General features: G+C 65.4%; 24 protein-coding genes. 9 read left to right on the top strand and 15 right to left on the bottom strand.

Annotation, left to right across the window (positions count from 1 at the left end):
• Nucleotides 1–6 precede the first annotated feature (6 nt).
• The 5 genes from C8J42_RS01670 to C8J42_RS01650 all read left to right on the top strand — a co-directional run bounded on the left by C8J42_RS01670 (nt 7) and on the right by C8J42_RS01650 (nt 5,768).
• Nucleotides 7–462, top strand: coding sequence for an EF-hand domain-containing protein (locus C8J42_RS01670; protein ID WP_243644001.1), 456 nt, complete (start codon nt 7–9; stop codon nt 460–462).
• Between the two features lies 1 nt (nt 463).
• Nucleotides 464–1,615: a tRNA guanosine(34) transglycosylase Tgt gene (tgt, locus tag C8J42_RS01665; protein ID WP_133018694.1), complete on the top strand. Its 1,152-nt coding sequence runs from the start codon at nt 464–466 to the stop codon at nt 1,613–1,615.
• Nucleotides 1,612–1,809: a hypothetical protein gene (locus C8J42_RS01660; RefSeq protein WP_197978314.1), complete on the top strand. Its 198-nt coding sequence runs from the start codon at nt 1,612–1,614 to the stop codon at nt 1,807–1,809. The genes tgt and C8J42_RS01660 overlap by 4 nt, the downstream gene beginning before the upstream one ends.
• Nucleotides 1,810–1,817: 8 nt before the next feature.
• Nucleotides 1,818–4,649 (top strand): pitrilysin family protein, encoded by a 2,832-nt coding sequence (locus C8J42_RS01655; protein WP_133018693.1) that lies wholly within the window; start codon nt 1,818–1,820, stop codon nt 4,647–4,649.
• 144 nt (nt 4,650–4,793) lie between these two features.
• A complete protein-coding gene (locus C8J42_RS01650; RefSeq protein ID WP_120299348.1) occupies nt 4,794–5,768 on the top strand; it encodes a cell wall hydrolase in 975 nt (324 codons plus the stop codon).
• Nucleotides 5,769–5,914: 146 nt separating this feature from the next.
• Here C8J42_RS01650 and C8J42_RS01645 read toward each other — a convergent pair whose 3' ends face one another.
• The 7 genes from C8J42_RS01645 to C8J42_RS01610 form a co-directional block, all read right to left on the bottom strand.
• The gene (locus C8J42_RS01645) at nt 5,915–6,145 is read right to left on the bottom strand and encodes a hypothetical protein (protein WP_056060610.1); all 231 of its coding nucleotides are present in this window, start codon (nt 6,143–6,145) and stop codon (nt 5,915–5,917) included.
• A gap of 105 nt (nt 6,146–6,250) precedes the next feature.
• Entirely contained in the window at nt 6,251–6,463 is a 213-nt protein-coding gene (locus C8J42_RS01640; protein WP_031394996.1) for a cold-shock protein, read from the bottom strand.
• Between the two features lie 278 nt (nt 6,464–6,741).
• Nucleotides 6,742–7,155, bottom strand: a complete 414-nt coding sequence (locus tag C8J42_RS01635; RefSeq protein ID WP_156362209.1) for a glycine zipper 2TM domain-containing protein — start codon at nt 7,153–7,155, stop codon at nt 6,742–6,744.
• Between the two features lie 77 nt (nt 7,156–7,232).
• Complete coding sequence (locus tag C8J42_RS01630) at nt 7,233–7,673, bottom strand: DUF3597 domain-containing protein (protein WP_133018692.1); 441 nt, start codon at nt 7,671–7,673, stop codon at nt 7,233–7,235.
• Nucleotides 7,670–9,010 (bottom strand): hypothetical protein, encoded by a 1,341-nt coding sequence (locus C8J42_RS19975; protein ID WP_165895401.1) that lies wholly within the window; start codon nt 9,008–9,010, stop codon nt 7,670–7,672. The genes C8J42_RS01630 and C8J42_RS19975 overlap by 4 nt, the downstream gene beginning before the upstream one ends.
• A complete protein-coding gene (locus C8J42_RS01615; protein ID WP_133018689.1) occupies nt 9,007–9,249 on the bottom strand; it encodes a hypothetical protein in 243 nt (80 codons plus the stop codon). The genes C8J42_RS19975 and C8J42_RS01615 overlap by 4 nt, the downstream gene beginning before the upstream one ends.
• A gap of 492 nt (nt 9,250–9,741) precedes the next feature.
• Nucleotides 9,742–10,062: a hypothetical protein gene (locus C8J42_RS01610; RefSeq protein ID WP_133018688.1), complete on the bottom strand. Its 321-nt coding sequence runs from the start codon at nt 10,060–10,062 to the stop codon at nt 9,742–9,744.
• 149 nt (nt 10,063–10,211) lie between these two features.
• Between C8J42_RS01610 and C8J42_RS01605 the strand changes: the two genes are divergently transcribed.
• Together C8J42_RS01605 and C8J42_RS01600 are read left to right on the top strand one after the other, a co-directional pair.
• Nucleotides 10,212–10,823 carry a BRCT domain-containing protein gene (locus C8J42_RS01605; RefSeq protein ID WP_133018687.1) on the top strand — a complete coding sequence of 204 codons (612 nt, stop codon included), beginning with the start codon at nt 10,212–10,214 and terminating at the stop codon, nt 10,821–10,823.
• Nucleotides 10,824–10,853: 30 nt separating this feature from the next.
• On the top strand, nt 10,854–11,522 hold the full coding sequence (locus tag C8J42_RS01600) for a hypothetical protein (protein WP_133018686.1): 669 nt from the start codon (nt 10,854–10,856) through the stop codon (nt 11,520–11,522).
• 160 nt (nt 11,523–11,682) lie between these two features.
• Here C8J42_RS01600 and C8J42_RS01590 read toward each other — a convergent pair whose 3' ends face one another.
• A complete protein-coding gene (locus tag C8J42_RS01590; RefSeq protein ID WP_133018685.1) occupies nt 11,683–12,228 on the bottom strand; it encodes a hypothetical protein in 546 nt (181 codons plus the stop codon).
• A complete protein-coding gene (gene uvrA, locus C8J42_RS01585) occupies nt 12,225–15,140 on the bottom strand; it encodes an excinuclease ABC subunit UvrA (protein WP_133018684.1) in 2,916 nt (971 codons plus the stop codon). The genes C8J42_RS01590 and uvrA overlap by 4 nt, the downstream gene beginning before the upstream one ends.
• Before the next feature lie 215 nt (nt 15,141–15,355).
• Here uvrA and C8J42_RS01580 point away from each other — a divergent pair, with 215 nt between their 5' ends.
• Nucleotides 15,356–16,177, top strand: a complete 822-nt coding sequence (locus C8J42_RS01580; RefSeq protein ID WP_133018683.1) for an energy transducer TonB — start codon at nt 15,356–15,358, stop codon at nt 16,175–16,177.
• Nucleotides 16,178–16,280: 103 nt separating this feature from the next.
• Nucleotides 16,281–16,868 carry a hypothetical protein gene (locus C8J42_RS01575; protein ID WP_133018682.1) on the top strand — a complete coding sequence of 196 codons (588 nt, stop codon included), beginning with the start codon at nt 16,281–16,283 and terminating at the stop codon, nt 16,866–16,868.
• A 45-nt stretch (nt 16,869–16,913) separates the two neighbouring features.
• On the opposite strand, the gene C8J42_RS01570 is transcribed toward C8J42_RS01575, so the two are convergent.
• The 6 genes from C8J42_RS01570 to C8J42_RS01540 all read right to left on the bottom strand — a co-directional run bounded on the left by C8J42_RS01570 (nt 16,914) and on the right by C8J42_RS01540 (nt 25,281).
• Complete coding sequence (locus C8J42_RS01570) at nt 16,914–18,065, bottom strand: GGDEF domain-containing protein (RefSeq protein WP_133018681.1); 1,152 nt, start codon at nt 18,063–18,065, stop codon at nt 16,914–16,916.
• Between the two features lie 924 nt (nt 18,066–18,989).
• Nucleotides 18,990–20,384 (bottom strand): dihydrolipoyl dehydrogenase, encoded by a 1,395-nt coding sequence (gene lpdA / locus C8J42_RS01560; protein ID WP_133018680.1) that lies wholly within the window; start codon nt 20,382–20,384, stop codon nt 18,990–18,992.
• Between the two features lies 1 nt (nt 20,385).
• Nucleotides 20,386–20,745 (bottom strand): DUF5615 family PIN-like protein, encoded by a 360-nt coding sequence (locus C8J42_RS01555; protein ID WP_133018679.1) that lies wholly within the window; start codon nt 20,743–20,745, stop codon nt 20,386–20,388.
• Between the two features lie 3 nt (nt 20,746–20,748).
• Nucleotides 20,749–20,985, bottom strand: a complete 237-nt coding sequence (locus C8J42_RS01550; RefSeq protein WP_133018678.1) for a DUF433 domain-containing protein — start codon at nt 20,983–20,985, stop codon at nt 20,749–20,751.
• 7 nt (nt 20,986–20,992) lie between these two features.
• Nucleotides 20,993–22,243: a 2-oxoglutarate dehydrogenase complex dihydrolipoyllysine-residue succinyltransferase gene (gene odhB / locus C8J42_RS01545; protein WP_121903545.1), complete on the bottom strand. Its 1,251-nt coding sequence runs from the start codon at nt 22,241–22,243 to the stop codon at nt 20,993–20,995.
• A gap of 101 nt (nt 22,244–22,344) precedes the next feature.
• Nucleotides 22,345–25,281 (bottom strand): 2-oxoglutarate dehydrogenase E1 component, encoded by a 2,937-nt coding sequence (locus C8J42_RS01540; protein WP_133018677.1) that lies wholly within the window; start codon nt 25,279–25,281, stop codon nt 22,345–22,347.
• Nucleotides 25,282–25,373: the final 92 nt, after the last annotated feature.

Genomic DNA, 25,373 nt, shown 5'->3' with positions numbered 1-25,373 from the left:
GGCGGCATGCTGCTCGCTCTTGCTCTACTCCAGGCCATAGTTGCCGCGCCGCCGCCCGCTGGCACGCCGCAACCGCCCGCGACGATATTCGCCGAGCCCGCCGCGCTGTTCATCGCCGCGTGCGATGCGAACGGTGATGGTCGCGTGACGCAGGCCGAACTGACCGCGGGCATCGTGCGGAGTTACGCCACGGCTGAAGGCGCCGCGTCGGGCTCCATCGGCTACATTGCCTTTGCCGACTGGGCGCAGGCGTGGCTCGGCGATCGCAACGCATTGCCGAGCCCGTTCGAGGTCGATCGCGATGGCGACAACCGGATCACGCTGGTCGAACTCCAGGCGCGGTTCTCGCAGTTCTTCGCGCGGTTCGACCGCGACAAGGATGGCGTGCTGACCCGCGCCGAACTCATCACCATCCGCGGCGCGCCGGCCGGCGATCGCTACGGCATTCGCAAGAAAAAGTAACATGACCACCCGTCCCCGCTTCGACTTCACCATCTCCGCCACCGACGGCAAGGCGCGCACGGGCGTCATCGCGATGCAGCGCGGCGACATCCGCACACCCGCGTTCATGCCGGTCGGCACCGCCGCCACCGTCAAGGGGATGAAGCCCGCCGACGTGGTCGGCGCGGGTGCCGACATCATCCTCGGCAACACCTATCATTTGATGTTGCGGCCGGGCGCCGAGCGAGTCGCGCGGCTTGGTGGGCTGCACGCGTTCTCGGGCTGGTCGAAGCCGATCCTGACTGACTCCGGCGGCTATCAGGTAATGAGCCTCGCGGACCTGACCAAGCGGTCCGAGGAGGGCGTGTCGTTCAAGTCGCATCTCGACGGCACGCGGCATCTGCTGAGCCCCGAGCGGTCGATCGAGATCCAGCGGCTGCTCGGTTCGAACATCGTCATGGCGTTCGACGAACTGGTGCCGACGACGTCCACGCGGGAAGTCCAAGCGGCGGCGATGGAGCGATCGATGCGCTGGGCGAAGCGGTCGCGCGCCGCGTTCGATGCAGGCGAAGAGCATGCCGAGAACAATGCGATCTTCGGGATCCAGCAGGGCGCGCTGAACGAGGGCTTCCGGAAGTCTTCCGCGGATGCGCTGATCGATATCGGCTTCGACGGGTATGCGGTCGGCGGGCTGGCGGTCGGCGAAGGCCAGGAGGCGATGTTCGGCTGCCTCGATTTCGCGCCGGACCAGTTGCCGGTCGACAAGCCGCGCTATCTGATGGGGGTCGGCAAGCCCGACGACATCGTCGGTGCGGTCGAGCGCGGGATCGACATGTTCGATTGCGTAATGCCGACCAGGTCGGGGCGCACCGGCCAGGCCTTCACGCGAACCGGCCCGATCAACATCCGCAACGCGAAGTTCGCCGAGGATATGGGGCCACTCGATCCCGCCTGCCCCTGCCCGGTCTGCGCGACCTGGGGCCGCGCGTATCTGCATCATCTGGTACGGTCGGGCGAAATGCTTGGCGCAATGCTGATGACGGAGCATAACATCTGGTTCTACGAAACGCTGATGGCGGATCTGCGGGCGGCGATCGCCTCGGGCACGCTGACGCAGTTCGCGAATGATTTCCGGGCGATGTATGCCCGGAAGAGTGAAGGAGAGCCCAAGTGACCATCAAGATCGACAGCGATACCCCGAACGAAATCCTCGCCGCCGCGAAGGAGGCGAAGCTGCAGGCCGAAGCCGCCGCGCACAACGCCGCGGAGAAGGCCAAAAGCTGGCCGCTCGCGAAGATCGGCCTGGGCGTCGGCATCGGCTCGGCGGCGATCGCGGGCGCGGTGCTGTTCGCGAACCGCAACAAGTAAGGATTTCCATGCGCCTCCTCCGCTCCGCTTTGCTGCTGACCGCAGCTTCTTTCCCGGTAGCGGTGGGGGCGCAGACCGCACCTGCCCCGACGCAGGTTTCGGTGAAGCCGATCGCCTATACCGAACGCACCTTGCCGAATGGCCTGCGCGTGTATGCGATCCGCGACACCGGCACGCCGAACGTGTCGGTGCAGGTCTGGTACGACGTCGGCTCGAAGGACGACCCCAAGGGCAAGTCCGGGTTCGCGCACATGTTCGAGCACCTCATGTTCAAGTCGACGCGTAACCTGGTGTCGGAGCAGATGGACCGGCTGACCGAGGATGTCGGCGGCTACAACAATGCGTCGACCAACGACGACTATACCAATTATTACGAGGTGATCCCGGCGAACCACCTCCAGCGGCTGCTGTTCGCGGAAGCCGACCGGATGGCGAGCCTCGTCGTCGAGCCCAAGAGCTTCGGCTCTGAGCGCGACGTGGTGAAGGAGGAACTGCGCCAGAGCACGCTATCGCGGCCGTACGGCAAGCTGTTCTCGCTCTATTATCCGGCACTTGCCTATACGACGCACCCCTATGCCCGCGGGACGATCGGCAGCCTGGAAAATCTGGAAGCCGCCGGGATCGACGACGTCCGGGCGTTCCATGCGACCTATTATCGGCCGGACAACGCGATCCTAGTCGTGTCGGGCAACTTCGATCCGGCGCAGTTGAACGGCTGGGTCGACCAGTATTTCGCAGGCATCAAGAAGCCGAGCGCAGCGATCCCGCGCGTGACGGTGCCCGAGCCTGCGCGAACCCAAGCCGTGACGCGCACGGTGTACGAGCCGAACACGCCGCTGCCTGCGGTGCTGGTCAGCTATCATGTGCCGGCGGACCGCGATGCGGATATCGCCGCGTTGACGGTGCTGAAGGCGGTGCTGGCGACCGGCGAGAGTTCGCGGCTGTACGAGAGCGTCGTGTACCGTGACCAGCTTGCGCAGTCGGCCGAGGCGTTCCTCGATACCAAGCAGGCGACCGGCAACATGGTCGTCTATGCGATCCTGGCGGGCGGCAAGACAGTCGAGGCGGGCGAGGCTGCACTGAAGCGCGAGGTCGCCCGGTTCCGCGATGCGCCGGTGACCACCGCCGAACTGGCGGAGGCGAAGAACGAGATTCTGACCCAGTCGATCCAGTCGCGCGAGACTGCCGAGGGCAAGGCGAGCACGCTGGCGTCGGCGGTGCTGGTCGACGGCGACCCGCAGGCGGCTGACAAGCAATTGGCGGCCATCGCGCGGGTGACGGCGGCGGATATCCAGCGGGTTGCGCGGAAATACCTCGGCGACACCCAGTCGGCGACGATCCGGTACATGCCGCTTTCGGCCAAGCCTGCGGGCGGTGTCGCGGATACGATCACGGTTGCGCCGACGGTGCAGGTTGCCGACCTGAAGGCGCCGGCGAATATCGAGATCGTAACGCCTGCGCCGGAAGGGCAGCGGGTCCAGCCACCTGCGCCGAGCGCACCGGTATCGCCGACGATCCCTCAGCCGGTCGAAACGCGTCTAGCGAACGGCATGCGACTGGTGACGGCGGAGCGGCACGACCTGCCGATCGTCACGGCGTATCTGGTGACCGCCGGTGGTGCAGCGACCGATCCGGCAAATCGTGCGGGTGTCAGCAGCCTGTCGGCGGACCTGCTCACCAAGGGCACGAAAACGCGGTCGGCGACACAGATCGCGCGCGCGGTCGAGGGGCTCGGCGGGTCGATCGGCAGCTCGGCTGGCAGCGATGGCGCAGCGGTCGATGTGACGGTGAAGTCGGACCAGCTCGCGCCGGCGATGGCGATCCTCGCGGATGTCGCGATCAACCCGGCGTTTGCGCCCGAGGAGATCGAGCGCGCGCGAACGCAGCAGGTCGACGCGGTGACGCTGGCGTTGAAGGATCCGGCGCAGGTCGCAGGTCTAGTTGCGGATCGCGCGGTGCTGGGGGCATCGCCCTATGGTGCGCCTAACGGGGGCACGCCGCTGTCGTTGAAGGCGATCACGCGCGCCGATATCACGGCGGCGTATGCGCGGAGTTTCCAGCCGGGCCAGGCAACGCTGATCATGGTCGGCGACGTCACCGCGGCGCGTGCCAAGGCTTTGGCGGAGGCGCAGTTCGGTTCTTGGAAATCGACCAGCACGGCAACCGCGAGCGCGCCGCAGGTCACGTACCCGAAACCTCGTGTCATCGTCGTCGACATGCCGGAAGCGGGTCAGGCGGGCGTCGTGGTTGCACGTCCTGCGATCGCGCGGTCGGATGCACGCTATTATCCGTTAGCAGTTGGCAATACCGTCCTTGGCGGCGGCTTCTCGTCGCGGTTGAACCAGGAAATTCGGATCAAGCGCGGGCTTGCGTACGGCGCGGGCAGCGGGCTCGACGCGGGGAAGACGCAGGGCACGGTCGCGGCGCGGACGCAGACCAAGAACCCGACCGCTGCCGAGGTGGTTACGCTGATCGCTGCCGAGATGACGCGGATGGGGGCGTCACCCGTGCCCGCCGCGGAACTCGACACGCGCAAGGCCGTACTCGTCGGCAATTTCGGGCGCGGGATCGAGACGACGTCGGGGGTTGCCGGGATTTTGGGCGCCTATGTCCAGAACGGCGTGCCGCTCGGCGAACTCCAGCGCTACACCGGCGCGGTGGGTGCCGTCGATCCGGCGGCGGTACAAGCCGCGGCGGTCGCGCTGCTCGACCCGAAGGCAGCGAGCATCGTCGTGGTCGGCGATGCCAAGCAGTTCATCGAACCGCTGCGCAAAGCCTATCCGAACGTCGAGGTCATCCCCGAAGCCGCGCTCAAGCTCGACACCGCAACCTTACGGTAAGCGCTTGCTGCTACGGTGACCGTCCGTCCCGCGGTGGGACGGACTGAATCCGTGCGCGATCGGTCCGGCCAAATCGGCTATGCCCGGCTCGACAGGCAAGTACGAGGAAAGCGATTGCGCGTTCGGTTGCAGACGGTTCGGTTGATGAAACGCATCTGGGCGGCGATGGTCGTCACGTTGTTGATCATAGGTGCCGGAATCTCTGCCCACGCCGCACTCCGGGCGATATCGGCCCGGAACGCGGCGAACGACCGCGCCAGCGTCGCCTCTCCGGTACAGGTCACGGCCCCCGCCGCTACGCTGGCCGAGCAGGAGATCGCCGCTCCTGCGGCTGGTGTTACGGGGACCATCGACCTCCCGGATTTGCCAATCCCGGCCGGTGCGACGCTCGACGCGGGCATCGTCCCCGCACGGCCTTTCTCGATGGCAGGCGCATCGGCGCTGGACCGCGACCGCGCGCTGCAATGCCTCACCGCGGCGATCTATTACGAAGCGGCGTCGGAACCCGATGTGGGCCAGCAGGCGGTCGCGCAAGTCGTCCTCAATCGTGCGCGGCATCCTGCCTTCCCGGGAACGGTGTGCGGCGTGGTTTACCAAGGCTCCGAACACGCAGGGTGCCAGTTTAGCTTCGCGTGCGACGGCGCGATGACTCGGGTGCCGGCGCGCGGGGCGTGGGTCCGCGCAGCGCGCGCGGCAGGTATGGCGCTGGCCGGCTATGTCTACGCACCGATTGGGTTGGCGACGCACTATCATACCTATGCTGTGACGCCTGCGTGGAACCGGAGCATGGTGATGACCGATGTCGTCGGTGCGCATTTCTTTCATCGGTGGAAGGGGTATTGGGGTACTTCGGCCGCGTTTAGCCAGCGTTACGCCGGTGGTGAACCGGTGCCTGGGCCACATATGTCAGTGCAACCGATTGCGCCGCCCACACCGCAGATGATCGCAGCTGCCACGGCTGGAGCTGTCTCCGTCCCAGTGCCGGCTACGGTGGTAGCGACTGTTGCGCAGGCCAAGCCTGCTACTCAGACACCCGCAATACCGGCTGCTTCCGACATGCTACCGCCAGAGTCGCAGATCCTCGACCGGTGGAAGGATTCGGGTAAGCCACTGAAGTAAGTTGCGGCAACCTTCCACGGTGCTGCGTAAGCGGCCTCGGAGTTGACGTTCCTCAGAAGTTGTTTCGCACAAAGACACAAAGAAAAACCCGGGTGCATCGCTGCATCTGGATTTTCTTCAAACAAATCGAACCTCGGAGATCCGGCCTATTCGGCGGGGACCATCGACGGGGTGCCGATCATCATGCGTTCGCCGCCGGGAGGGGCGGCTTCGCGGGCGGCGCGGAGGATCTGGGTGCGTTCGGCGCGTGAGGCCATGTCGTCCCAGGCCTTTTCGGCGCGGCGGCAGCGATCGCGGACGTTGTCGAGGAGGGCGGCATCGCCATTGCGACGCTCTTCATCAGCGCGGGCCCGGTAAAATTCTGGATTATCGGCCATGCTGGTGCGCTCCTGCGGGAAATTTCAAAGGGGTGATGCGGCGACCATGATGGCCGCCGCATCGCAACCGAGATCAGGTTGGCGGACCGTAATCCGCCAGCGAGATCAATCGGCTGGCTGGAGGTTCACGGCCGACTGCTTGCCACGCTTGTCGGGCTCGAGCTCGTAGGTGACGCGCTGGTTCTGGTTCAGCGTCGGCATGCCGGCGCGCTCAACCGCGGTGATGTGCACGAATGCATCGTTGCCGCCGCCATCCGGCGCGATGAAGCCATAGCCCTTGTCGGCGTTGAAAAACTTGACGGTTCCGGTGATAGCCATGAAGTGGCTCCTTCTTAGTAGAGAGTAACCCGACGTTCGGGCGACCCGTGCCGCGGAGCAGGGAAAGAAGGAGAAAGGTGCCGCAAAGCGCCAAGAACCGTCGATATGCGACTGTAGCTGAGCGCTATATGGGCCAAGACCGCCCGAATTGCAAATCTTGCCGGTAAAATGGGTCAAGAACTGCGTCGATTTACGCAGATTTTATTTTCGCGCGGCCCGCCATCCACGACGATGATTTAAAACGACCGGCGCCGATATTTCGACGCCGGTCGAGGGATTTAACGGCAGCGCGTGTCGTTGCTGGAGCGATCTACCGCACGCCCTGCGAGCGCGCCGCCGGCCGCACCGAGGACGGTACCGAGCAGGCCCGAGCCGCCTGGGGCGATGACGTTGCCGAGCACGCCGCCAGCGACTCCGCCAACGATCAGGCCGGTGGTGCCGTCGTTGCGGCGGCAATAATATCGGCCGTCATTGCCACGATAGACGCGGTCGTTGCGCGACAGGCGACGCTCGCGATACCGCGCATCGTCGCGGTAATAGCGACCGGCATCGTAGCCGCCGTATGCGGGATCGACGCGGTTATAGTCGTAGGAACGATAGCGCGGGTCGACGCCGTAGCGGCTGCCCCCGTCGCCAACGCAACCGGCGACCATGGTGGAGGCGGCCAACAGGCCCAGCATCGCAACGCGCATTTCGTGTCCTTTCAGTGGGTTGATACTGAAGGCGTAATGATCGGCGCCGACATTTGGTTGCCGGCGCCTATCTTACATCAATCCTTGAGGTTGGCGGGCACGGTGCCGCCGTTCTTCTCAAGCTCGCGCATCACGGCCTTGATCAGCCACATGTTCATCTCCGCGCTGCCGTCCTTCGCACCGGTATAGCCGAGCTCGGTGGCAAGCTCCTTGCGGTTGTCGAGGCTCGAATCGAGGTCGAGCAGCTTCATCAGGTCGACGATCGAGGTGCGCCAGTTGAGGTCGGAACCCTTCTTCGACGCGATGCCCGAGAGGACGGCCTCGACATCGACGGCCTGGGCGGGCGCGGCAGGCGCGGCCTGCGGAGTCGGGGCGGCGGGCGTCGGTGCGGGCTGGGCGGTCGTGGTCTGCGGCGCGGGCACCGGGGCGGGCGCAGCCTTGGGCGTGCCGAAATGGCCGCTGCCGAGCGGGCCGTGCTCACCGAAGATGGCGGACTTGATCTTGCTGAAGATGCTCATGGGGGTACTCCGTTGATTATGCGTATGGCGGGAGAACGCCCGGTGGCGGATTTGGGTGCAGCGTCCGCAGGCGTCGGCGCCGGATTGGGTGCTGCGTGCGATTGGCCGGGTGGCTGGCCGGGCGACTGGCCGGGCGACTGGCCGGGACCGGCGCCGGACGAAGCGGCGTTACCGGGTTCGGGGTCAGGCTTTCTCGGGCGATCCGGATCGAAATCACGGGCCAGCGCAGCGACGCGCGCGATATCGGTCGCGGCGACCGCATCGACCGCGTCATCCTCGATAAGCCCGCAGCTCACCGCATAGCCGATGAACCAGCTGTCGCGGTCGGCGCCCTCGACGACGACGCGCTCGGCGGTCTCGCGGTCGTACGGCGCATCGAGGATGATCGCCTCCTCCCGGGAACATTCGCGGCTGTAACCGTCGTCGCCGAAAGTGCCGCCATTGCCTTCGTCGAAGTCGCTCAGCGGCGGGAAGCGGGTGCGCCAGGCACTGGTGAACTCGTCCCACCAGACCGGGCATTCGCCGTCGGGTCCGCCCGGTTTGACGGCCGGAAGTGCAGAAAGTGCAGACGCTGGCGCAGGATTTGCGGGCGCAGGTTTCGGGGGCACGGGCTTCGGGGCGGGTTCGGGTGCGAGACTGAGCAGCCCGGCGGCCTCGGCGCGCGCCCATTGCTCGGCGGTCCAGCCTGCGCGGGCGGCGGGATCGAGATCGGCAACGTCGATCTCCGACGCGAGGCCGGCGTTGCTGCGAAGCCAGCGGTCCGCGCGGGCCAGCGCCACGATCGGCGCCATCCCCTCCCCTGCGTCGGAAGATCGGACACGCTCGCCGAGGAACAGGCCGGCGCGCGCCGGGCCGGCATCGCGCTCGACGAGGTCGAGGAATGCGTCGAACTCGGTCGCGATCAGGCGCGCGGCGGCGTTGGTGGTCTCGCTTTCCTCGGCATGGCGATCGAGCCGGGCGAGCAGCGACATGGCGAGGCGGTTGTCGAAGCGGTGGCGTTCGATCACGTCGCCGTCGGGCTTCGTGAGACGCTCGATCTGTCCGACCATCGCGCGACAGAACAGCGCCTCGGCGACGATCGGCCGCGCGACGAGCTTGGCGGCGTCCCAGCCGAGCGCGAACGCCGCGCCCGCTGCGCGGCGGCGCAGGCTGTACGCGGCGCGGGGCGACAGGCCGACGCTGGCGGTCGCCTCGTCGACGGTGGCACCCTCGGCGATGCGTTCGAGAAAACCGCGTTGGCGCTCGGGGGACCAGCCGTCGATGCGCTGGCGATTTTGCTGCGTTAAGGAGTCGATGGGCCGCGCCTCGACATCCTGTTCATGGAGAGCGGCGGTCACTTGCGCATGGTCCGGGCGAGCGCGGTCCAGCGATCGCGGTTGGCGGCGATGTCTGGCGAGACGGGGATGCGGGTGCCGATCCGGCCGGCGTCGACATGCGCTTGCCAGGCCATGACGTGGCGGACCGCGTCGGGGAGATGATCGGGGATCGGCGGTTCGTAGCGCGGCCTGGGGGCGGGGAGAGCGCGCGTTGCGATGTAGCACGGGGGCGGGTCGGCCGGGGTGGGTGCGTTCGCCATGATCGATCCTCGTTGCGGAGAGGACCGATCAGGTATGCCGGATCGGGGTGTGTAGGACAGCGGTTTTATGGGGTGGGTGCGGGATGACGTGGCGGGTTGGAGCTGCTGCCTTGTTCCCCCCCGCACGCGGGGGTCCAGGAGCCACGAGTGCTGTCCTGCCTGGTCCTGGGCTCCTGCGTCCGCAGGAGAACACTTGGGAAATGATGGCCCCTCTCCCGTCATACCGGACTTGTTCCGGTATCCACCGTTCCGCACACCGCCGCTATCGAGTTCGTGGGACCGTGGACCCCGGAACCGGTCCGGGGTGACGGAGCGGGGGTGGCACCGTCGGATCAGCATCGATCGTCAAGCTTTTTGATCCTCCCCGCCAGGGGGAGGTGGCACGGTAGGTGACGGAGGGGGAGGACACGCAACAGGGGTAATCGCCCCCTCCCCCTCCGTCTGGCAAGCGCCAGCCACCTCCCCCTAGCGGGGGAGGATCAGGAAGGCGCGTCAGCCGAGCGTCGAACCGCGATCCGCGGCGAACGACGGGGCCGGGCCGGTGGCGGGGCGGAGCGACTCGCGCTCGGCCTTGGTGGGGACCGCGGTGGGATCGGGGCGGAAGGCGTCTGGCGCGCGATCGGTCGCGCCCGGGCGGGGCTTGTCGAGCGCGAGATCGGGCGCGGCATGCTCGGCGGGGTTGGCCTTCGATCGCAGGAACACGGCCAGCAACGCACCCCCGAGACCGATCGCCGCGGCCCCGATCGACAGCGCGTTGATGCCGAACGTTTTGGGCTTGGCTGGCTTATGCGGGCGGTGGTCGGGTTTGGTCATAACAATCGTCCAATGCTGTTGATTTGCACAGTTGAACGAATTGGCCTGCTGCCATGTTCCAGCTTTGAGGAGATCGCTACAATTCGGACAGCGACCCCCTTGCTTTGCATCATCCATTTGAGCCAGCATAAATTTAGTCGGAGACGAAGATGAATAATGAGACTTTCTTGGCACTAGTGAATAATGATCGCATTTCATCGCGACAGATAGACGAGTTGATCGGCATCACGCGTGGCATCGCCGCTGATGGCACGCTCAATCAAAGCGAAGTCGAATTTTTGCAAAAGTGGCTGGCTGCCAGCGTGGGCATCAGTGGTCAGCCAGTTATCCAAACACTGTACGATCGCGTGAACGCGGTGTTGGCAGACGGCATAGCCGACGAGGAGGAATGCCGTGACCTGCTGGAAACTCTAAATGCATTTTCAAGCCGTGACTTTGAGCTAGGCGAGGTACTCAAGGCAACTACGTTGCCGCTATGTGACCCCGCGCCGAATCTAACCTTCGGTGGCCGCAGCTATTGCTTCACGGGCACGTTTAATTTCGGACAGCGCAAAGCCTGCGAAGCCGCCGTAAGCGAGCGCGGGGGCCGGTGCGGCAGCTTGACGCAGAAGACCGACGTACTGGTCATCGGTTTGTACGCGACTGAATCCTGGAAGCATTCTTCGTTCGGCAACAAAATCCTCAAAGCAGCCGATATGCGAGCCGAAGGCGTACCGATCACGATCGTGTCGGAAGAGCATTGGGTCGGGCACCTGCAATGATTCTCCCAGCATATCCATCAAGGGAACCGAATGTCGATTGACACCATCGCCCTCAGGAAAGCGCTACATCTGTTCTATTTGAAGGATTCGATCCGTTCTACCAAACTAAAGCGTGAGGCGAAGGACGAACTTGCAAGGCGATCCGGGCAGAAGTCACTAGCCCGGCATTTTCACTACCCGTTCTGGGCGGATGCAAAAAGTCATACGGCAGGAAAGAGCGATCTCACCGAGTCGACCGACCGGCAAATCGAACGAGATTGGCATCGGAAAAACCTGTACCCTAAACTGCGTGACGGATTTCTACACTGGTGGAACGAAACACGGCGCTGGATCAATGAGGATATTGAGGAGTTCCCGAATTCGATCAGCGGGACGTGCGGTTTTGCAGACATCGAAGGAATAGTCCGGGTCGACAATCTCATGTCGTTAAAAGTCGGAACCGACAAGACGCGGCTGATCTATCCCTATTTTTCCGACAGACCTACCTTGTCCGAGGAAGCTGCGCGGATAGGCCTGTGGGCTATGAGTAGAGCACTGCCAAATCACGGCATCGATGACATGCGAATTCTCGATGTCATTCGAGGAGAAACCTTTTCTGTCGATCGGCATCCTCTACAAGGAGACGAGGAAGCGATTTTCCGTCACCGCTATTCAAGCGTCCTACGAGAATGGCGCCTGTTGCTCAGCGAATTCGGCTGACAGTTACCAAGAGCCACCAACATTCTCAATCGCAGCGAGCAACGCGATCTTGCTGTCCGTACGGCGTAGACCGGAATTGCGCGGCATCGCGATATCACCGAGCATCTCGCGCCGACGTGCCACGCTCTGCCCAAAACTGGCGAGCGACATGCCTCGAGGGCTATTGGAGGTCTGCAACGCCATATTTGGTATCGGTTTCCTCGCGAATCCTACGATCCAGATAGCTACTATCTTCGCCTTGATAAAGGCTGAATAACACTTGTGCCTGTCCCAGCATGTCAGGGGCTGACCCAGAAGCATATTGCCCCATCCGATCGGCAATCAAGTCCTCAACCGAAATCACGGCGAACTGATCGCCTGCTGAGGTGTCGATAAGCTTCACGCGATCCCGTTCCGCCCTGCCATCCATCAGAACCGAGCCAACGACCTCGAAGCCAAGCTTCAACTCGGGATGTATCCAGCCGCGCGTCAGCTTACCGGGACCAGGTGGCTTGACGAAACCATTAGCCTGTAATGCCTGCTCAAAAATATCCTGCCGAGCGGTGACAAGGTCAAAATCGCCCGTCGCGATGTCACTGGCCGAGTAGAGTTCCACTGCTGCGCCACCCACTAGGACAGGCCGCAAGAACCCTCTCCGCTCCACAACCTCGCTGACGATAGCGAAAAGCTCCAGAGCGGCGATAAATTCCGGGCGATAGGGGCTCACCCCGCCGAAGCCTTTTGCACCTTTTCGGGCACCCGCTTCTCCAGCAACGGCGCCAAATACTTCCCCGTGAAGCTGCCCTTGGCCTTCGCGACCTTCTCCGGCGTGCCTTCGGCGACGATCTCGCCGCCCTTGACCCCGCCCTCTGGCCCCAGGTCGAGCACCCAGTCGGCGGTCTTGATGACGTCCAGATTGTGTTCGATCACGACGACCGTGTTGCCTTGCTCGACCAGCGCGTGGAGGACTTCCAACAATTTCCGCACGTCCTCGAAATGGAGGCCGGTGGTGGGTTCGTCTAGAATATACAGCGTGTTGCCGGTGGCGCGGCGCGAGAGTTCCTTGGCGAGCTTGACGCGTTGCGCTTCGCCGCCCGAGAGCGTCGTCGCCTGCTGGCCGACCTTGACGTAGCCGAGGCCGACCTCGACCAGCATCGCCATCTTGTCGCGGATCGGGGGGACCGCCTTGAAGAACTCGGCGGCGTCCTCGACCGTCATGTCGAGCACGTCGGCGATCGAATGGCCCTTGAACTTCACCTCGAGCGTCTCGCGATTGTAGCGCGCGCCGTGGCAGACGTCGCAGGTGACGTAGACGTCGGGGAGGAAGTGCATCTCGATCTTGAGCACGCCGTCGCCCTGGCACGCCTCGCAGCGGCCGCCCTTGACGTTGAAGCTGAAGCGGCCAGGCTTGTAGCCGCGCGCCTGCGATTCCGGCAGGCCGGCGAACCAGTCGCGGATCTGCGTGAAGCTGCCGGTGTAGGTGGCGGGGTTGCTGCGCGGGGTGCGGCCGATCGGCGACTGGTCGATGTCGATGACCTTGTCGAGATACTGGAGGCCGGTGATCTTGTCGTGCTTGCCCTGGACGATGCGCGCGCCGTTCAGCTCGCGTGCGGCGGCGGCGTAGAGCGTGTCGATCGTGAAGCTCGACTTGCCCGAGCCGGAGACGCCGGTGATGCAGGTGAAGGTGCCGAGCGGGAGGCTGGCGGTGACGCCGCGCAGATTGTTGGCGACCGCGTTGTGGACGGTGAGCTTCTTGCCGTTGCCTTTCCGTCGCGTGGTTGGGACCGGCACCTCGCGCGTGCCGTTGAGATAGTCGGCGGTGATGCTGCCCTTCGACTTGAGGATCTGCTTCAGCGTGCCCTGCGCGACGACCTGACCGCCGCGGACGCCGGCGCCGGGGCCCATGTCGATGATGTAGTCGGCGGTGCGGATCGCGTCCTCGTCATGCTCGACGACGAGCACGGTGTTGCCGAGATCGCGCAGACGGCGGAGCGTCTTGAGGAGCATGTCGTTGTCGCGCTGGTGCAGGCCGATCGAGGGCTCGTCGAGGACGTAGAGCACGCCGGACAGGCCGCTGCCGATCTGCGACGCGAGGCGGATGCGCTGGCTTTCGCCGCCGCTGAGCGTGCCGCTGGTGCGGTCGAGGTTGAGGTAGTCGAGGCCGACATTGTTGAGGAAGCCCAACCGCTCGACGATCTCCTTGAGGATGCGTTCGGCGATCGCGTTCTGCTGGTCGCCGAGATGCTGCGGCATGTCGGTGAAGAACTGGAGCGCGTCGACCACCGAGAGATGCGTGGCGTAGGAGATGTCCTTCATCGCGATCTTGACCGCGAGCGCCTCGGGCTTCAGGCGCGCGCCGCCGCAGACTTCGCAGGGGGCGGCGGACTGGTACTTGCTCAGCTCCTCGCGCATCCAGGCGGAATCGGTCTGGAGCATGCGGCGGTTGAGGTTGCCGATGACGCCCTCGAACGGCTTGGAGACGTCGTATTTCTTCTTGCCGTCGATGAAGGTGAGCGTGACGGGCTTGCCCTTCGAGCCGTGCAGGATGGTGCTCTGGACCTCCGGCGGGAGGTCGGACCAGGGGGTCTCGATGTCGAACTTGAATTCGCGCGCGAGGCTGCCGAGGACCTGCATGTAATAGGGCGACGGCGGGTTGGATTTCGCCCAGGGGACGACCGCGCCCTTCTTGATGCTGAGCATGTGGTTGGGGACGACGAGGTCTTCGTCGAACAGCAGTTTCTCGCCGAGGCCGTCGCAGGCCGGGCATGCGCCTTGCGGGGCGTTGAACGAGAACAGGCGTGGCTCGATCTCGGAGATGGTGAAGCCGCTGACCGGGCAGGCGAATTTCTCGGAGAAGACGATGCGACCATCGGGGGCGTTGTTGCCGAGGATCTCCGACTTGGGGGTGTGCGGCTCGACCGGGTCGGCGGGGTCGACATAGGCGAGGCCGTCGGCGAGTTTCAGCGCGGTTTCGAACGACTCCGCGAGGCGCGTGGCGATCTCGCCGCCTACCACCAAACGGTCGACGACGACTTCGATGTCGTGCTTGTACTTCTTGTCGAGCGCGGGGGCTTCGTCGATGTCGTGGATCGTGCCGTCGATGCGCACGCGCGCGAAGCCGGCCTTCTGCCACTCGGCGAGTTCCTTGCGGTACTCACCCTTGCGGCCGCGGACGACGGGGGCGAGCAGGTACAGGCGCGTACCCTCGGGGAGCGCCATGACGCGGTCGACCATCTGGCTGACGGTCTGCGCCGCAATGGGCTCGCCGGTCGCGGGCGAGTACGGGATGCCGACGCGCGCCCAAAGCAGGCGCATGTAATCGTAGATCTCGGTGACGGTGGCGACGGTCGAGCGCGGGTTGCGCGACGTCGTCTTCTGCTCGATCGAGATTGCGGGGCTGAGGCCCTCGATGTGGTCGACGTCGGGCTTCTGCATCAGTTCGAGGAACTGGCGGGCGTAGGCGGACAGGCTCTCGACGTAGCGGCGCTGGCCCTCGGCGTAGATCGTGTCGAACGCCAAGCTCGACTTGCCCGAGCCGGAGAGGCCGGTGATCACCGTGAGCGTGTCGCGGGGGATGTCGATGTCGACGTCCTTGAGGTTGTGCTCGCGCGCGCCGCGTACGGAAATCTTTGTCAGCATGAGGCTGGTTCTACTTCTGTTCTGATCGGGAGACTAGTGGGAGAGATAGGAATGCATGAGGCCGGGTGCCAGTTCATCGGCGATGATCGATTGCGCGACCGATTGCGCGACGGGCGATCGAGGCGTCGACGCGGCTTGCAACCCGGCGGCGTATTTTGGAGAACCGGCGGACGTGACGGGGTGCAAGGGGATGGTGCGATGACGAGTATTTTTGGATGCCGCTGATGCTGGCGCTGGCCGCCGCCGCGGCGCTGGCCGAGCCGACCGCGGCCGCGCCGCTGACGCCGGCGGGCAAGTGGAACGTCGATTATGGCGCGACCGCCTGCATGCTCGGCCGCACCTATGGCACCGGCAAGGCGGAGACGATTCTCGCGCTGCGTCGGCTGCCGCTGGCGTCGACGCTCGAGCTGATGGTCTACACCAATGATCGTAGCGTAACGATGCGGCTGGGGCAGGCGAAGATCGGCATAGTCGGAGGGGGATCGGATGACAGCCGGTACGAGAGTTATCCGACGCAGGCTTCGGACAAGCGGATGACGCGCATGCAGGTCGATGCCACGCTGTTCGAAACGCTGCCCGCCGATGCCGTGCTGCGCATCACCCCGGACAAGATGTCGGGCTGGGCGTTCGCGATGCCGAATGCCAAGGCGGCGTTCGAGGCCCTGGCCAAATGCAATGATTCGACGGCCAAGCAGTGGGGGATCGACCCGACCGAGCGCGCGAAGATCGCCCAGCCTGCCAAGGCGACGACGCGGCCCGAATACTGGATCGGGCCCGACGATTACCCGAGGACGATCGTCGGCAAGGGTGCGCAAGGGACGTCGACGGTCCTGTGGACGATCGGCCTCGATGGGCGGGTTGCCGATTGCCGGCCCGTGATGACGAGCGGTGAGGTCGAACTCGACAAGGCGGCCTGCAGCGCGATCATGCGGCATGCACGCTATACGCCCGCGCTTGGCTTCGACGGCAAGCCGATGGTCAGCCACGCGACGCAAAAGGTGACGTGGCGATTGCCGGGCGCGTGGTCCGGCAGCTGAGCGACCGTCACGGCTGGACGGGGCGAAGGCGCCGGGGTTGCACTCCGGTATCGGTGTATTATCTTGTTCGTACACACAGACGCGGAATGGCACAGAGGACGACATGGGCAAGAAGAAGGACGAGCGGAAGCGGCGCGAGCGCGAGGCCGAGATGGCGGCGGCTCAGGGGCACTCGGGTGATCGGCATGAGGGCCATGAGGGCCATGCGCATGACGCGCACAAGCATGACGCGCACAGGCATGAGGGCCGGAAGCACGAGGGTCGCAGGCATGAAGGCGGCGCGCCGTTCGCGGGGATCGCTGCTACCATCGCGCGGCAGATGGGGACGCCGGTCGGGCGGCAGATGATCGCGGCGGGGCTGATGGCCGCGGCGACGGCGATCTCGAAGCATGACGCGAAGTCGAGCGCCCGGCCTACGCCGCCGACGCCCCCTGCCCCGCCTTCCCCTGCCTCGTCCTCGGCGCAGGCTGAGCCTGCAGCGTCGAAGGTCGAGCCGGACGTGGCGACGGAGTCGACCAAGCCGCACGGCAAGGGTCCGTTTGCCGGGGAGACGCCGGAGCCACCGCGGAGCGAGACGAACGCGCTGCCGCCGGAGTTCGCGAAGGTGCTGGACTCGGTCACGGTAGGGCTGGAGCGGTTGTTCGTAGGGTTCGGCAAGCCGACCGCGAAGAAGGACCCGCCTGCCGCTTAAGTGTGCAGGGCCGCGACGCCGTGCGTGGCGTTGCGGTCCTGCGGCTCAGGCTGCCTTTATGTAGATGGCCGGTTGGCGGCGGTCGCCCTTTGCGAGGTACATCGCGCGGTCGGCGCCGGCGATGAGGTCGACGATCGGCGTGTCGGGGTCGCCCTCGACGACACCGATGCTGACGCCGAGCGTGCCATGCGTGGCCATGCGCGGTTCCATGGCCTGCGCGAACCGGGTGGCGATACGGTTGCCGATCATGCTGGCCTGCGCCGCCGGGATGTCGGGCAGCACGCAGACGAACTCGTCGCCGCCCCAACGGATCAGGTGACCTTGTCGGCCGACGGCGTCGTGGGCGATCTCTGCAAAGCTGCGGAGTGCGGCGTCGCCGGCGGCGTGGCCGAGCGTGTCGTTGAGCGTCTTGAAGCGATCGAGATCGAGCATCATCACCGTCAGCGTGCGCGGCGCATGGCGACCGGCGAAGGTCTGCGCGATGCGGTCCAGGCCAGCGCGGTTGAACGCGCCGGTGAGCCAGTCGCGCTCCATCTGATCTAGCAGCAGGTTCTGGCCACGCTCGGCCTGGAGGATCAGCAGCGAGAAGGCGCGGAAGATGATGAAGGCGATCTGGCCGGCCGCGAGCCATGCGCCGAAGTCGTCGTGACGACCGGTCAGCTGCGTGCCGATGCGGTCGCCGTAAGCGAGCCAGGCGCGGCCGAGGAACATCGGTATGGTGACCGCGAACAGCGCGGCGACGATCCAGCCGGTCTGTAGCGAGTCACGGCGCGCGAGACGAATGGCGACGATCACCACGACGAGGTCGAACCCGGCGCGGATGACGCTGAGATAGGCGACGCGGAGGTGGAAATGCGCCGGGTCGTGCGTGAACCAGAGGGGCAGGCCAAGGATCGCGGCGATCGCGAGCAACGACGTCAGGCGCGCGTCGGGACGGCTGAACTTCACGACCGCGCCGGCGATCAGCGCATAGCCCATCACCACCGCGGGGTTGCCGATGCTGGGCGCCCAGGGGAGGCCGATCCGATCGTTGAGCACCGCCATCAGCGCGCCGCAACCCGCGATCAGGTGGCCGGCGCCCCATAGCCCTGCCCATGATCCGAACCGGCCGGTCGCGAGGGGGATAAGGTGGATGAACCCGGCGACCAGCATGCCGAGGCCTGCGACGACGTAAAGAGTGGAGAGATCGAGCGCCACGGAGACCTGCTTGTTCGTTCGTTGCGCCGACTAATAGGTTGGCTTTGCTAAGGATTGGTTCCGGTTGGGGGGGGCGGGCTGAAGTTTGCGGGTTTTGGGTTTGGGGTGGGTTTGCCTTGACGGGCCTCGCCGCGCGTTGCGCGCCACTCTGATCGCGCTCGGTTATTGCGTTCCTCTTCCCCGTCATCCCGGCGGACGCCGGGACCCATGGTCGCGGACCGGGCGATGGTGGGGCGATATCGCTGGGTCCGCCGTAACCGTGGGTCCCGGCGTTCGCCGGGATGACGGAAGGGGGTGTAGGTGGGTGAGTTTTAAAGGAAACCGGAGCTTAGGGCCTGGTGTGGGTGATGCCGTCAAAGACCTTGCAGATCGTGAGCTTGCGGCGGTTAACGTTGCCACTTGATCGCGCCCCTGCCCCCTAACCTCCTTCCCCTACCCCTCCTACCCCCCGTCATCCCGGCGGACGCCGGGACCCATGGTCGCGGACCGGATAGTGATGGGGGGATATCATTGGGTCCACCGTAACCGTGGGTCCCGGCGTTCGCCGGGATGACGGGAGGGGGTGAGTTGGGGTTTGCGGGTGGACGGGGCGTGGGCGAACTGGCGAACTGGCGAACTGGCGAACTGGCGAACTGGCGAACTGGCGAACTGGCGAACTGGCGAACTGCGGCAACATCCATCCCCCCGATCGAACTCAACCTTTGCCCCCTTGCCTTCGCCTTCGCCGCCCTCGCGCTGCACCTTCAACTCTCGCGCTGCAAACGCAGAGAGGGCGCCGGTGGATTGCCACCGACGCCCTCTCGAACTTACTTCACTCGCGGAAGCTGCGCCTTGCTTGGCCGGACAGGGGCAAAGCCCCTGTCGTCGGACGGCGCTGGAGCGCCGCCGGCCGGGCAAGCCCTTTCGATCCATATCTAGCAATTGCTAGATATGGATGGGCTTGCCTTGCACCGCCATCGCGGCTTCCTTGATCGCCTCGGCATGCGTGGGATGCGCATGGCAGGTGTAGGCGATGTCCTCGCTGGTCGCGCCGAATTCCATTGCAATGGCGGCTTCGGCGATCAGCGTTCCCGCCAGCGAAGAAACGATCCAGACGCCGAGGACGCGGTCGGTCTTGGCGTCGGCGATGATCTTCACGAAGCCGTCGGTGTCGCGGTTGGTCTTGGCGCGGCTGTTCGCGGCGAACGGGAACTTGCCGACCTTGATCTCGGTCTTGTCGCGCGCCGCCTCTTCCGTGAGGCCGACGCCGGCGATCTCGGGCATCGTGTAGACGACGCTCGGGATGACGTCCTCGTTGACGATACCGGTCTGGCCGGCGATGTTTTCCGCGACCGCGACGCCCTCGTCCTCGGCCTTGTGCGCGAGCATCAGGCCGGGGATGCAGTCGCCGATCGCCCAGACGCCGTCGACCTTGGTGCGGAACGAGTGGTCGGTTTCGATCTGGCCGCGCTTGTTGAGCTCAAGGCCGATGGCTTCGAGGTTGAGGCCGTCGACGTTCGCTTTCCGCCCGATCGAGACGAGCACCGCATCGGCGGTCAGCGTCTCGGATGCGCCACCCGCGGCGGGCTCGACGGTGACGGTCGCGACGCCGTCGGCAACCGTCACGCCGGTGACCTTGGTCGAGAGCTTCAGCTCCATGCCCTGCTTCTTGAAGAGCTTGGCGGTCTCGCGGCGGACTTCGCCGTCGAAGCCGGGGAGGATCTGGTCGACGAACTCGACGACCGTGACCTTCGCACCGAGACGACGCCAGACGGAGCCGAGTTCGAGGCCGATCACGCCGCCGCCGATGACGACCATGTGCTCGGGGACCTTCGGCAATGCGAGCGCGCCGGTGCTGTCGACGACGGTCTTCTGGTCGACCTCGACGCCGGGGAGCGGCATCACCGACGAGCCGGTGGCGATGACGATGTTCTTCGCGGTGACCTTCTGGCCCGCTACGTCGACCGTGTGCGCGTCCTGGAACGCGGCCTTGCCCTTGAGCCAGGTCACCTTGTTCTTCTTGAACAGGAATTCGACGCCGCCGGTCAGTTCCTTGACGGCCTTGGCCTTCTCGGCGTGCATCTGGTCGAGGTTCAGGGTGACGCCCTGGAAGTCGATGCCGAACTTGGTGAGGTGACCGCCCTTGGCCTCCTCGTAGATTTCCGACGCATGGAGCAGCGCCTTCGACGGGATGCAGCCGACGTTGAGGCAGGTGCCGCCGAGCGTCTCGCGGGACTCGGCGCAAGCGGTGCGCAGGCCGAGCTGCGCTGCACGGATTGCCGCGACGTAACCGCCGGGGCCCGCACCGATCACGAGGACGTCATAGTCGTAGTCAGCCATGTTATGCTCCAGCGGGGAACGGCTTACTGCGTTCGCCGTCCTTGGTTATGGTTGTGATGTGGCCTTCGAAGCCACCACCGGCCAATACTGCGATCAGGCGGTCGGCGATGGCATCCGGATGCACGCGGTTCAGTCGGTTATATAGTATCGCGCGGGGCGCGGGGTAACCACGGTTGAAGATCAGGTCGACGAAGTCACGGTCGTCGGTGACCAATATCAGTGCCCCGATGTCGTCGCGCGCCAGTATCTCCGGGTCCTTGGCGCCGCGCGATGTTTCCCGGATCCATTCGACGGCGTGACCAGCACTGCGCAACCGCGCGACGACAACCGGATGCTGGTTTTCGTCGGCGAGCAGATGCACCCGTCAGGCCCCTTTGCGCTGCGCCGCGACCGTCGAGTCGACCAGCAGGTCTCGCGCGAACGCGATTGCCGCACGGACATCTTCCTCGGTGATATGGTCAAAGGCGGCGAGAACATCGGTGATGCTCGCACCGTCTTCGAAATATTCGAGGATCAGCTCGACCGATATCCGCGTACCCTTCACCACGGGCTTGCCGCCCAGAATTTCAGGGTCCGAATGAATATGGTCGCGCCAGTCCATTGCTACCTCACAGGTCGATAAGAATCCGCGTCGGATCCTCGATAGCATTTTTCAGCGCCACCAGGAACGTCACGGCTTCGCGGCCGTCGATCAGGCGGTGGTCGTAGCTGAGCGCGAGGTACATCATCGGGCGGATGACGATCTGGCCGTTGACGACGACCGGGCGTTCCTCGATGCGGTGAAGACCGAGCACGGCGGACTGCGGCGGGTTGATGATCGGGGTCGACATCAGCGAGCCGAACACGCCGCCGTTCGAGATCGTGAAGGTGCCGCCCTTCATCTCGTCCATCTTGAGCGCGCCTTCCTTGGCACGCTTGCCGAAGTCGCCGATCGTCTTCTCGATCGTCGCGACGGACATCTGGTCGGCATCGCGGATCACGGGGACGACGAGGCCGCCCGGCGACGAGACCGCGACCGAGATGTCGGCATAGTCGTGATAGACGATGTCGTCGCCGTCGATCGATGCGTTGACCGACGGGATGTCGCGCAATGCCATCGTCGCGGCCTTCACGAAGAAGCCCATGAAGCCCAACCGGACGCCGTGCTTCTTCTCGAACAGGTCCTTGTACTTGGCGCGTGCCTCGATCACCGCGGTCATGTCGACGTCGTTGAACGTCGTCAGCATCGCGGCGGTGTTCTGTGCTTCCTTGAGGCGCTTGGCGATCGTCTGGCGGAGGCGCGTCATGCGCACGCGCTCCTCGCCGCGACCCGAAGCGGCGGCGGGGGCTGCGGCCGGAGCGGGCGCTGCGGCGGGCGCAGGCGCTGGCTTGCTCGACGCGGCGGCGGTCACGTCTTCCTTGGTGATGCGACCGTCGCGGCCAGTGCCCTTGACGGTGCCGGGATCGACGCCGTGCTCGAGTACCGCGCGGCGGACCGACGGGGAGAGCGCGGCGGGGGAATCGCTGGTGCCGGCACCGGGCTGGTCGCCATAGCCTGCGCCAGACTCGTCCTTGGCGGGTGCGGACGGCGTTGCGGTCGCGGCGGGCTCGGGAGCCTTGGCCGGAGCAGCGGCGGCGCCGTCACCCGAGTCGATCGTGGCGAGCATCGCGCCGACCTGCACGGTGTCGCCGACGGCGACGGCGTGCTGGCCCATGACGCCGGCGACCGGCGACGGGACCTCGACCGAGACCTTGTCGGTCTCGAGGCTGGCGATCGGCTCGTCGACCGCGACGGGGTCGCCGGGCTGCTTCAGCCACTCGCCGAGGGTGGCTTCGGTGATCGATTCACCCAGGACGGGGACGGTGACTTCGGTTGCCATGTTTGCTTCTACCTTTTGTGCTCCTGCGGACGCAGGGGCCTAGGGTTACTCTGCCGGACCCTGGCTTCCTGCTTTCGCAGGAAAACAGGGAGCGGGTTCAATCAGTTTGCGCGGGTGCGGCGGATTTCGTCGCGGACGGAGTGGCCGAGCGCGTCGGCGACGAGCGCGCCCTGTTCGGCCTGGTGACGCTTCATCAGGCCGGTCGCGGGCGATGCCGAGGCGTTGCGGCCCGCATAGCGCGCGCGCTTCACGCGGGAATCGACCGTTGCCAGCGCCTCCTCGATCAGCGGCTCGACGAAGAACCAATAGCCGTTGTTCTTCGGCTCTTCCTGCGCCCAGACGATCTCTTCCAGGTTCGGCATCCGCGCGACGCGCTCGGCGATCGGGTTGCCGGGGAAGGGATAGAGCTGTTCGACGCGGACGATCTGCGTGTCGGTGTCGCCCGCCGCGTCGCGTGCCTCGATCAGGTCGTACGCGACCTTGCCAGTGCACAGGACCAGACGCTTCGTGTCGACGTCGGCGGCCGGATTGGTATCCGACAGCAGGCGGCGGAAGTGGCTGTCGCCCTGGAAATCCTCGGCGTTCGACACCGCCAGCTTGTGCCGCAGCAACGACTTCGGCGTCATCACGATCAACGGCTTGCGGAAGTTGCGGTGCATCTGCCGGCGCAACAGGTGGAAATAGTTCGCCGGGCTGGTGCAGTTCGCGACCTGGATGTTGTCGTCCGCGCACGATTGCAGGAAGCGCTCGGGACGTGCCGAGCTATGCTCAGGCCCCTGCCCTTCGTAACCATGCGGGAGCAGCATCACGAGGCCGTTGGCGCGAAGCCACTTCGACTCGCCCGACGTAATGAACTGATCGATCATGATCTGCGCGCCGTTGACGAAATCGCCGAACTGCGCCTCCCAGAGGACCAAAGTCTTCGGGTCGGCGAGCGCGTAGCCATATTCGAACCCGAGCACGCCGTATTCGCTGAGCGGGCTGTCGAGCACTTCAAAGCGGCCGTGTTCGATTTCCTGCAACGGCACGTACTTGTGCTCGTCGGTCTGGTCGACCCAGACGGCGTGGCGCTGCGAGAAGGTGCCGCGGCCCGAATCCTGGCCGGACAGGCGGACGCCATAGCCTTCCGAGAGCAGGCCGCCGAACGCTAGCGCTTCGCCGGTCGCCCAGTCGAAGCCCTTGCCCGACTTGAACATCTCGCGCTTGGCATCGATCACGCGGTTGAGCGTCTTGTGGATCTTCACGCTGTCCGGGATCGTCGTCAGCGTGCGGCCGAGCGAATCGAACAGCTTCGTGCTGAGACCCGTCTCGACGTTGCGACGGGCGGAACCGCCATCCGTCGGCGCGCTGAGGCCGGTCCAGCGACCACCGAACCAGTCGGCCTTGTTCGGCTTGTACGACGACCCGGCTTCGAACTCACCCTCGAGACGGAGCGTGAACTGCTTCACGTTCTCGTCGATCCAGGGCTGGTCGATCACGCCTTCCTGGATCAGGCGATCGCCGTACACCGACGAGACGCCGGGGTGCTTGCGGATGATGTCGTACATCAGCGGCTGCGTGAAGGACGGCTCGTCGCCTTCGTTGTGACCGAAGCGGCGATAGCACCACATGTCGATGACGATGTCGCGGTGGAACTTCTGGCGGAATTCCATCGCCATCTTGGTGGCGAAGGTGACCGCCTCGGGATCGTCGCCATTGACGTGGAAGACCGGCGCCTGGACGCCCTTGGCGACGTCAGACGGGTAAGGCGACGAGCGCGCGAACTGCGGCGAGGTCGTGAAGCCGACCTGGTTGTTGATGATGAAGTGGACGCAGCCGCCGGTGTTGTAGCCGCGGATGCCGGAGAAGCCGAGACACTCCCAGACGATCCCCTGCCCCGCGAACGCCGCGTCGCCGTGGATCAGCACGGGGAGCGAGGCGACGTGGTCCTTGAGATCGTTGTTGAGCGTCTGGATCGCGCGCGTCTTGCCGAGCACGACCGGATCGGCCGCTTCGAGATGCGACGGGTTGGCGACGAGGCTCATGTGAACCTTGTGGCCGTCGAACTCGCGATCGGTGCTGGTGCCGAGGTGATACTTCACATCGCCCGAACCGCCGATGTCGTCGGGGTTGGCCGAACCGCCGGCGAATTCGTGGAAGATGACGCGCAACGGCTTCGCCATCACGTTCGCCAGCACGTTGAGACGACCACGATGCGCCATGCCGATGACGAGCTCGCGCACGCCCATCTGGCCGCCATATTTGATGACGCTCTCAAGCGCGGGGATCATCGATTCGCCGCCGTCGAGCCCGAAGCGCTTCGTGCCGACATACTTCTTGCCGAGGAATTTCTCCCACTGCTCGGCCTGGATCACCTTGGTAAGGATCGCCTTCTTGCCGTCGGTGGAGAATTCGATCGCCTTGTCCTGGCCCTCCATGCGCTCCTGGAGGAAGCGGCGCTCCTCGACGTCGGAGATGTGCATGTATTCGAGGCCGACATTGCCGCAGTAATTCTTGCGCAACGTGTCGACGAGCTCGCGGATCGAGACCCATTCGAAGCCCATCGTGCCACCGAGATAGACCTTCCGGTCGATGTCGCCGTCGGAGAAGCCGTGATATTCGGTCTTCAGGTCCTCGGGCATCTCGCGCTTCGACAGGCCGAGCGGATCGAGGTTCGCGGCGAGGTGACCGCGGACGCGGTAGGTGCGGACGAGCAGCTGCGCGCGGATCGCGTCGGCGGCGGCCTTGGCGATCTCTTCCTTCGAGACGGGGGCGGGCGCTGCTGCGGCGGGGGCGGGCTTGCCGCCCTTGGCGGGCTTGGGCGCGGGCTCCATCTGGGTCGGATCGAGCGCTGCGGTCAGGTCGTCCGTGGTGGTGAGCGGCCAGCGGGCGCTCTCCCAGCTCGGGCCCTGCGCGGAGCCTTCGAGACCCTCGAAGAACGCACGCCAACCGGACTCGACCGAAGCCGGGTCCGCGTTGAACTTGGCGTAGAGCGTCTCCACGAACGCCGGGCTGACGCCGGCTGCGATATCGCTGAAATCCTGGCCTTCGTAGCCCATCGTTCTCGTCCTCAGTGTCCCTCTCCCCGCGAGGGAGAGGGAGGGGCCCGCCCGCACTTGCGGGTGGGAGGGTGAGGGCACGGGCGGTCACG

The sequence above is a fragment of the Sphingomonas sp. PP-CE-1A-559 genome, assembly GCF_004340965.1.
Lineage (GTDB): Bacteria > Pseudomonadota > Alphaproteobacteria > Sphingomonadales > Sphingomonadaceae > Sphingomonas.
This window is presented reverse-complemented; position numbering and strand designations above follow the sequence as displayed.

Excerpts from the sequence above, each read along its gene's own strand:
- C8J42_RS01580 (WP_133018683.1), top strand. The coding sequence starts at position 15,356 with ATGCCGCTGATGCTGGCGCTGGCCGCCGCCGCGGCGCTGGCCGAGCCG.
- lpdA (WP_133018680.1), bottom strand. The coding sequence starts at position 20,384 with ATGGCTGACTACGACTATGACGTCCTCGTGATCGGTGCGGGCCCCGGC.
- tgt (WP_133018694.1), top strand. The coding sequence starts at position 464 with ATGACCACCCGTCCCCGCTTCGACTTCACCATCTCCGCCACCGACGGC.
- C8J42_RS01550 (WP_133018678.1), bottom strand. The coding sequence starts at position 20,985 with ATGGACTGGCGCGACCATATTCATTCGGACCCTGAAATTCTGGGCGGC.
- C8J42_RS01645 (WP_056060610.1), bottom strand. The coding sequence starts at position 6,145 with ATGGCCGATAATCCAGAATTTTACCGGGCCCGCGCTGATGAAGAGCGT.
- C8J42_RS01615 (WP_133018689.1), bottom strand. The coding sequence starts at position 9,249 with ATGGCGAACGCACCCACCCCGGCCGACCCGCCCCCGTGCTACATCGCA.
- C8J42_RS01635 (WP_156362209.1), bottom strand. The coding sequence starts at position 7,155 with ATGCGCGTTGCGATGCTGGGCCTGTTGGCCGCCTCCACCATGGTCGCC.
- C8J42_RS01655 (WP_133018693.1), top strand. The coding sequence starts at position 1,818 with ATGCGCCTCCTCCGCTCCGCTTTGCTGCTGACCGCAGCTTCTTTCCCG.
- C8J42_RS01670 (WP_243644001.1), top strand. The coding sequence starts at position 7 with ATGCTGCTCGCTCTTGCTCTACTCCAGGCCATAGTTGCCGCGCCGCCG.
- odhB (WP_121903545.1), bottom strand. The coding sequence starts at position 22,243 with ATGGCAACCGAAGTCACCGTCCCCGTCCTGGGTGAATCGATCACCGAA.
- C8J42_RS01575 (WP_133018682.1), top strand. The coding sequence starts at position 16,281 with ATGGGCAAGAAGAAGGACGAGCGGAAGCGGCGCGAGCGCGAGGCCGAG.
- C8J42_RS01540 (WP_133018677.1), bottom strand. The coding sequence starts at position 25,281 with ATGGGCTACGAAGGCCAGGATTTCAGCGATATCGCAGCCGGCGTCAGC.
- C8J42_RS01610 (WP_133018688.1), bottom strand. The coding sequence starts at position 10,062 with ATGACCAAACCCGACCACCGCCCGCATAAGCCAGCCAAGCCCAAAACG.
- C8J42_RS01630 (WP_133018692.1), bottom strand. The coding sequence starts at position 7,673 with ATGAGCATCTTCAGCAAGATCAAGTCCGCCATCTTCGGTGAGCACGGC.
- C8J42_RS01605 (WP_133018687.1), top strand. The coding sequence starts at position 10,212 with ATGAATAATGAGACTTTCTTGGCACTAGTGAATAATGATCGCATTTCA.
- C8J42_RS01650 (WP_120299348.1), top strand. The coding sequence starts at position 4,794 with ATGAAACGCATCTGGGCGGCGATGGTCGTCACGTTGTTGATCATAGGT.
- uvrA (WP_133018684.1), bottom strand. The coding sequence starts at position 15,140 with ATGCTGACAAAGATTTCCGTACGCGGCGCGCGCGAGCACAACCTCAAG.
- C8J42_RS01600 (WP_133018686.1), top strand. The coding sequence starts at position 10,854 with ATGTCGATTGACACCATCGCCCTCAGGAAAGCGCTACATCTGTTCTAT.
- C8J42_RS01640 (WP_031394996.1), bottom strand. The coding sequence starts at position 6,463 with ATGGCTATCACCGGAACCGTCAAGTTTTTCAACGCCGACAAGGGCTAT.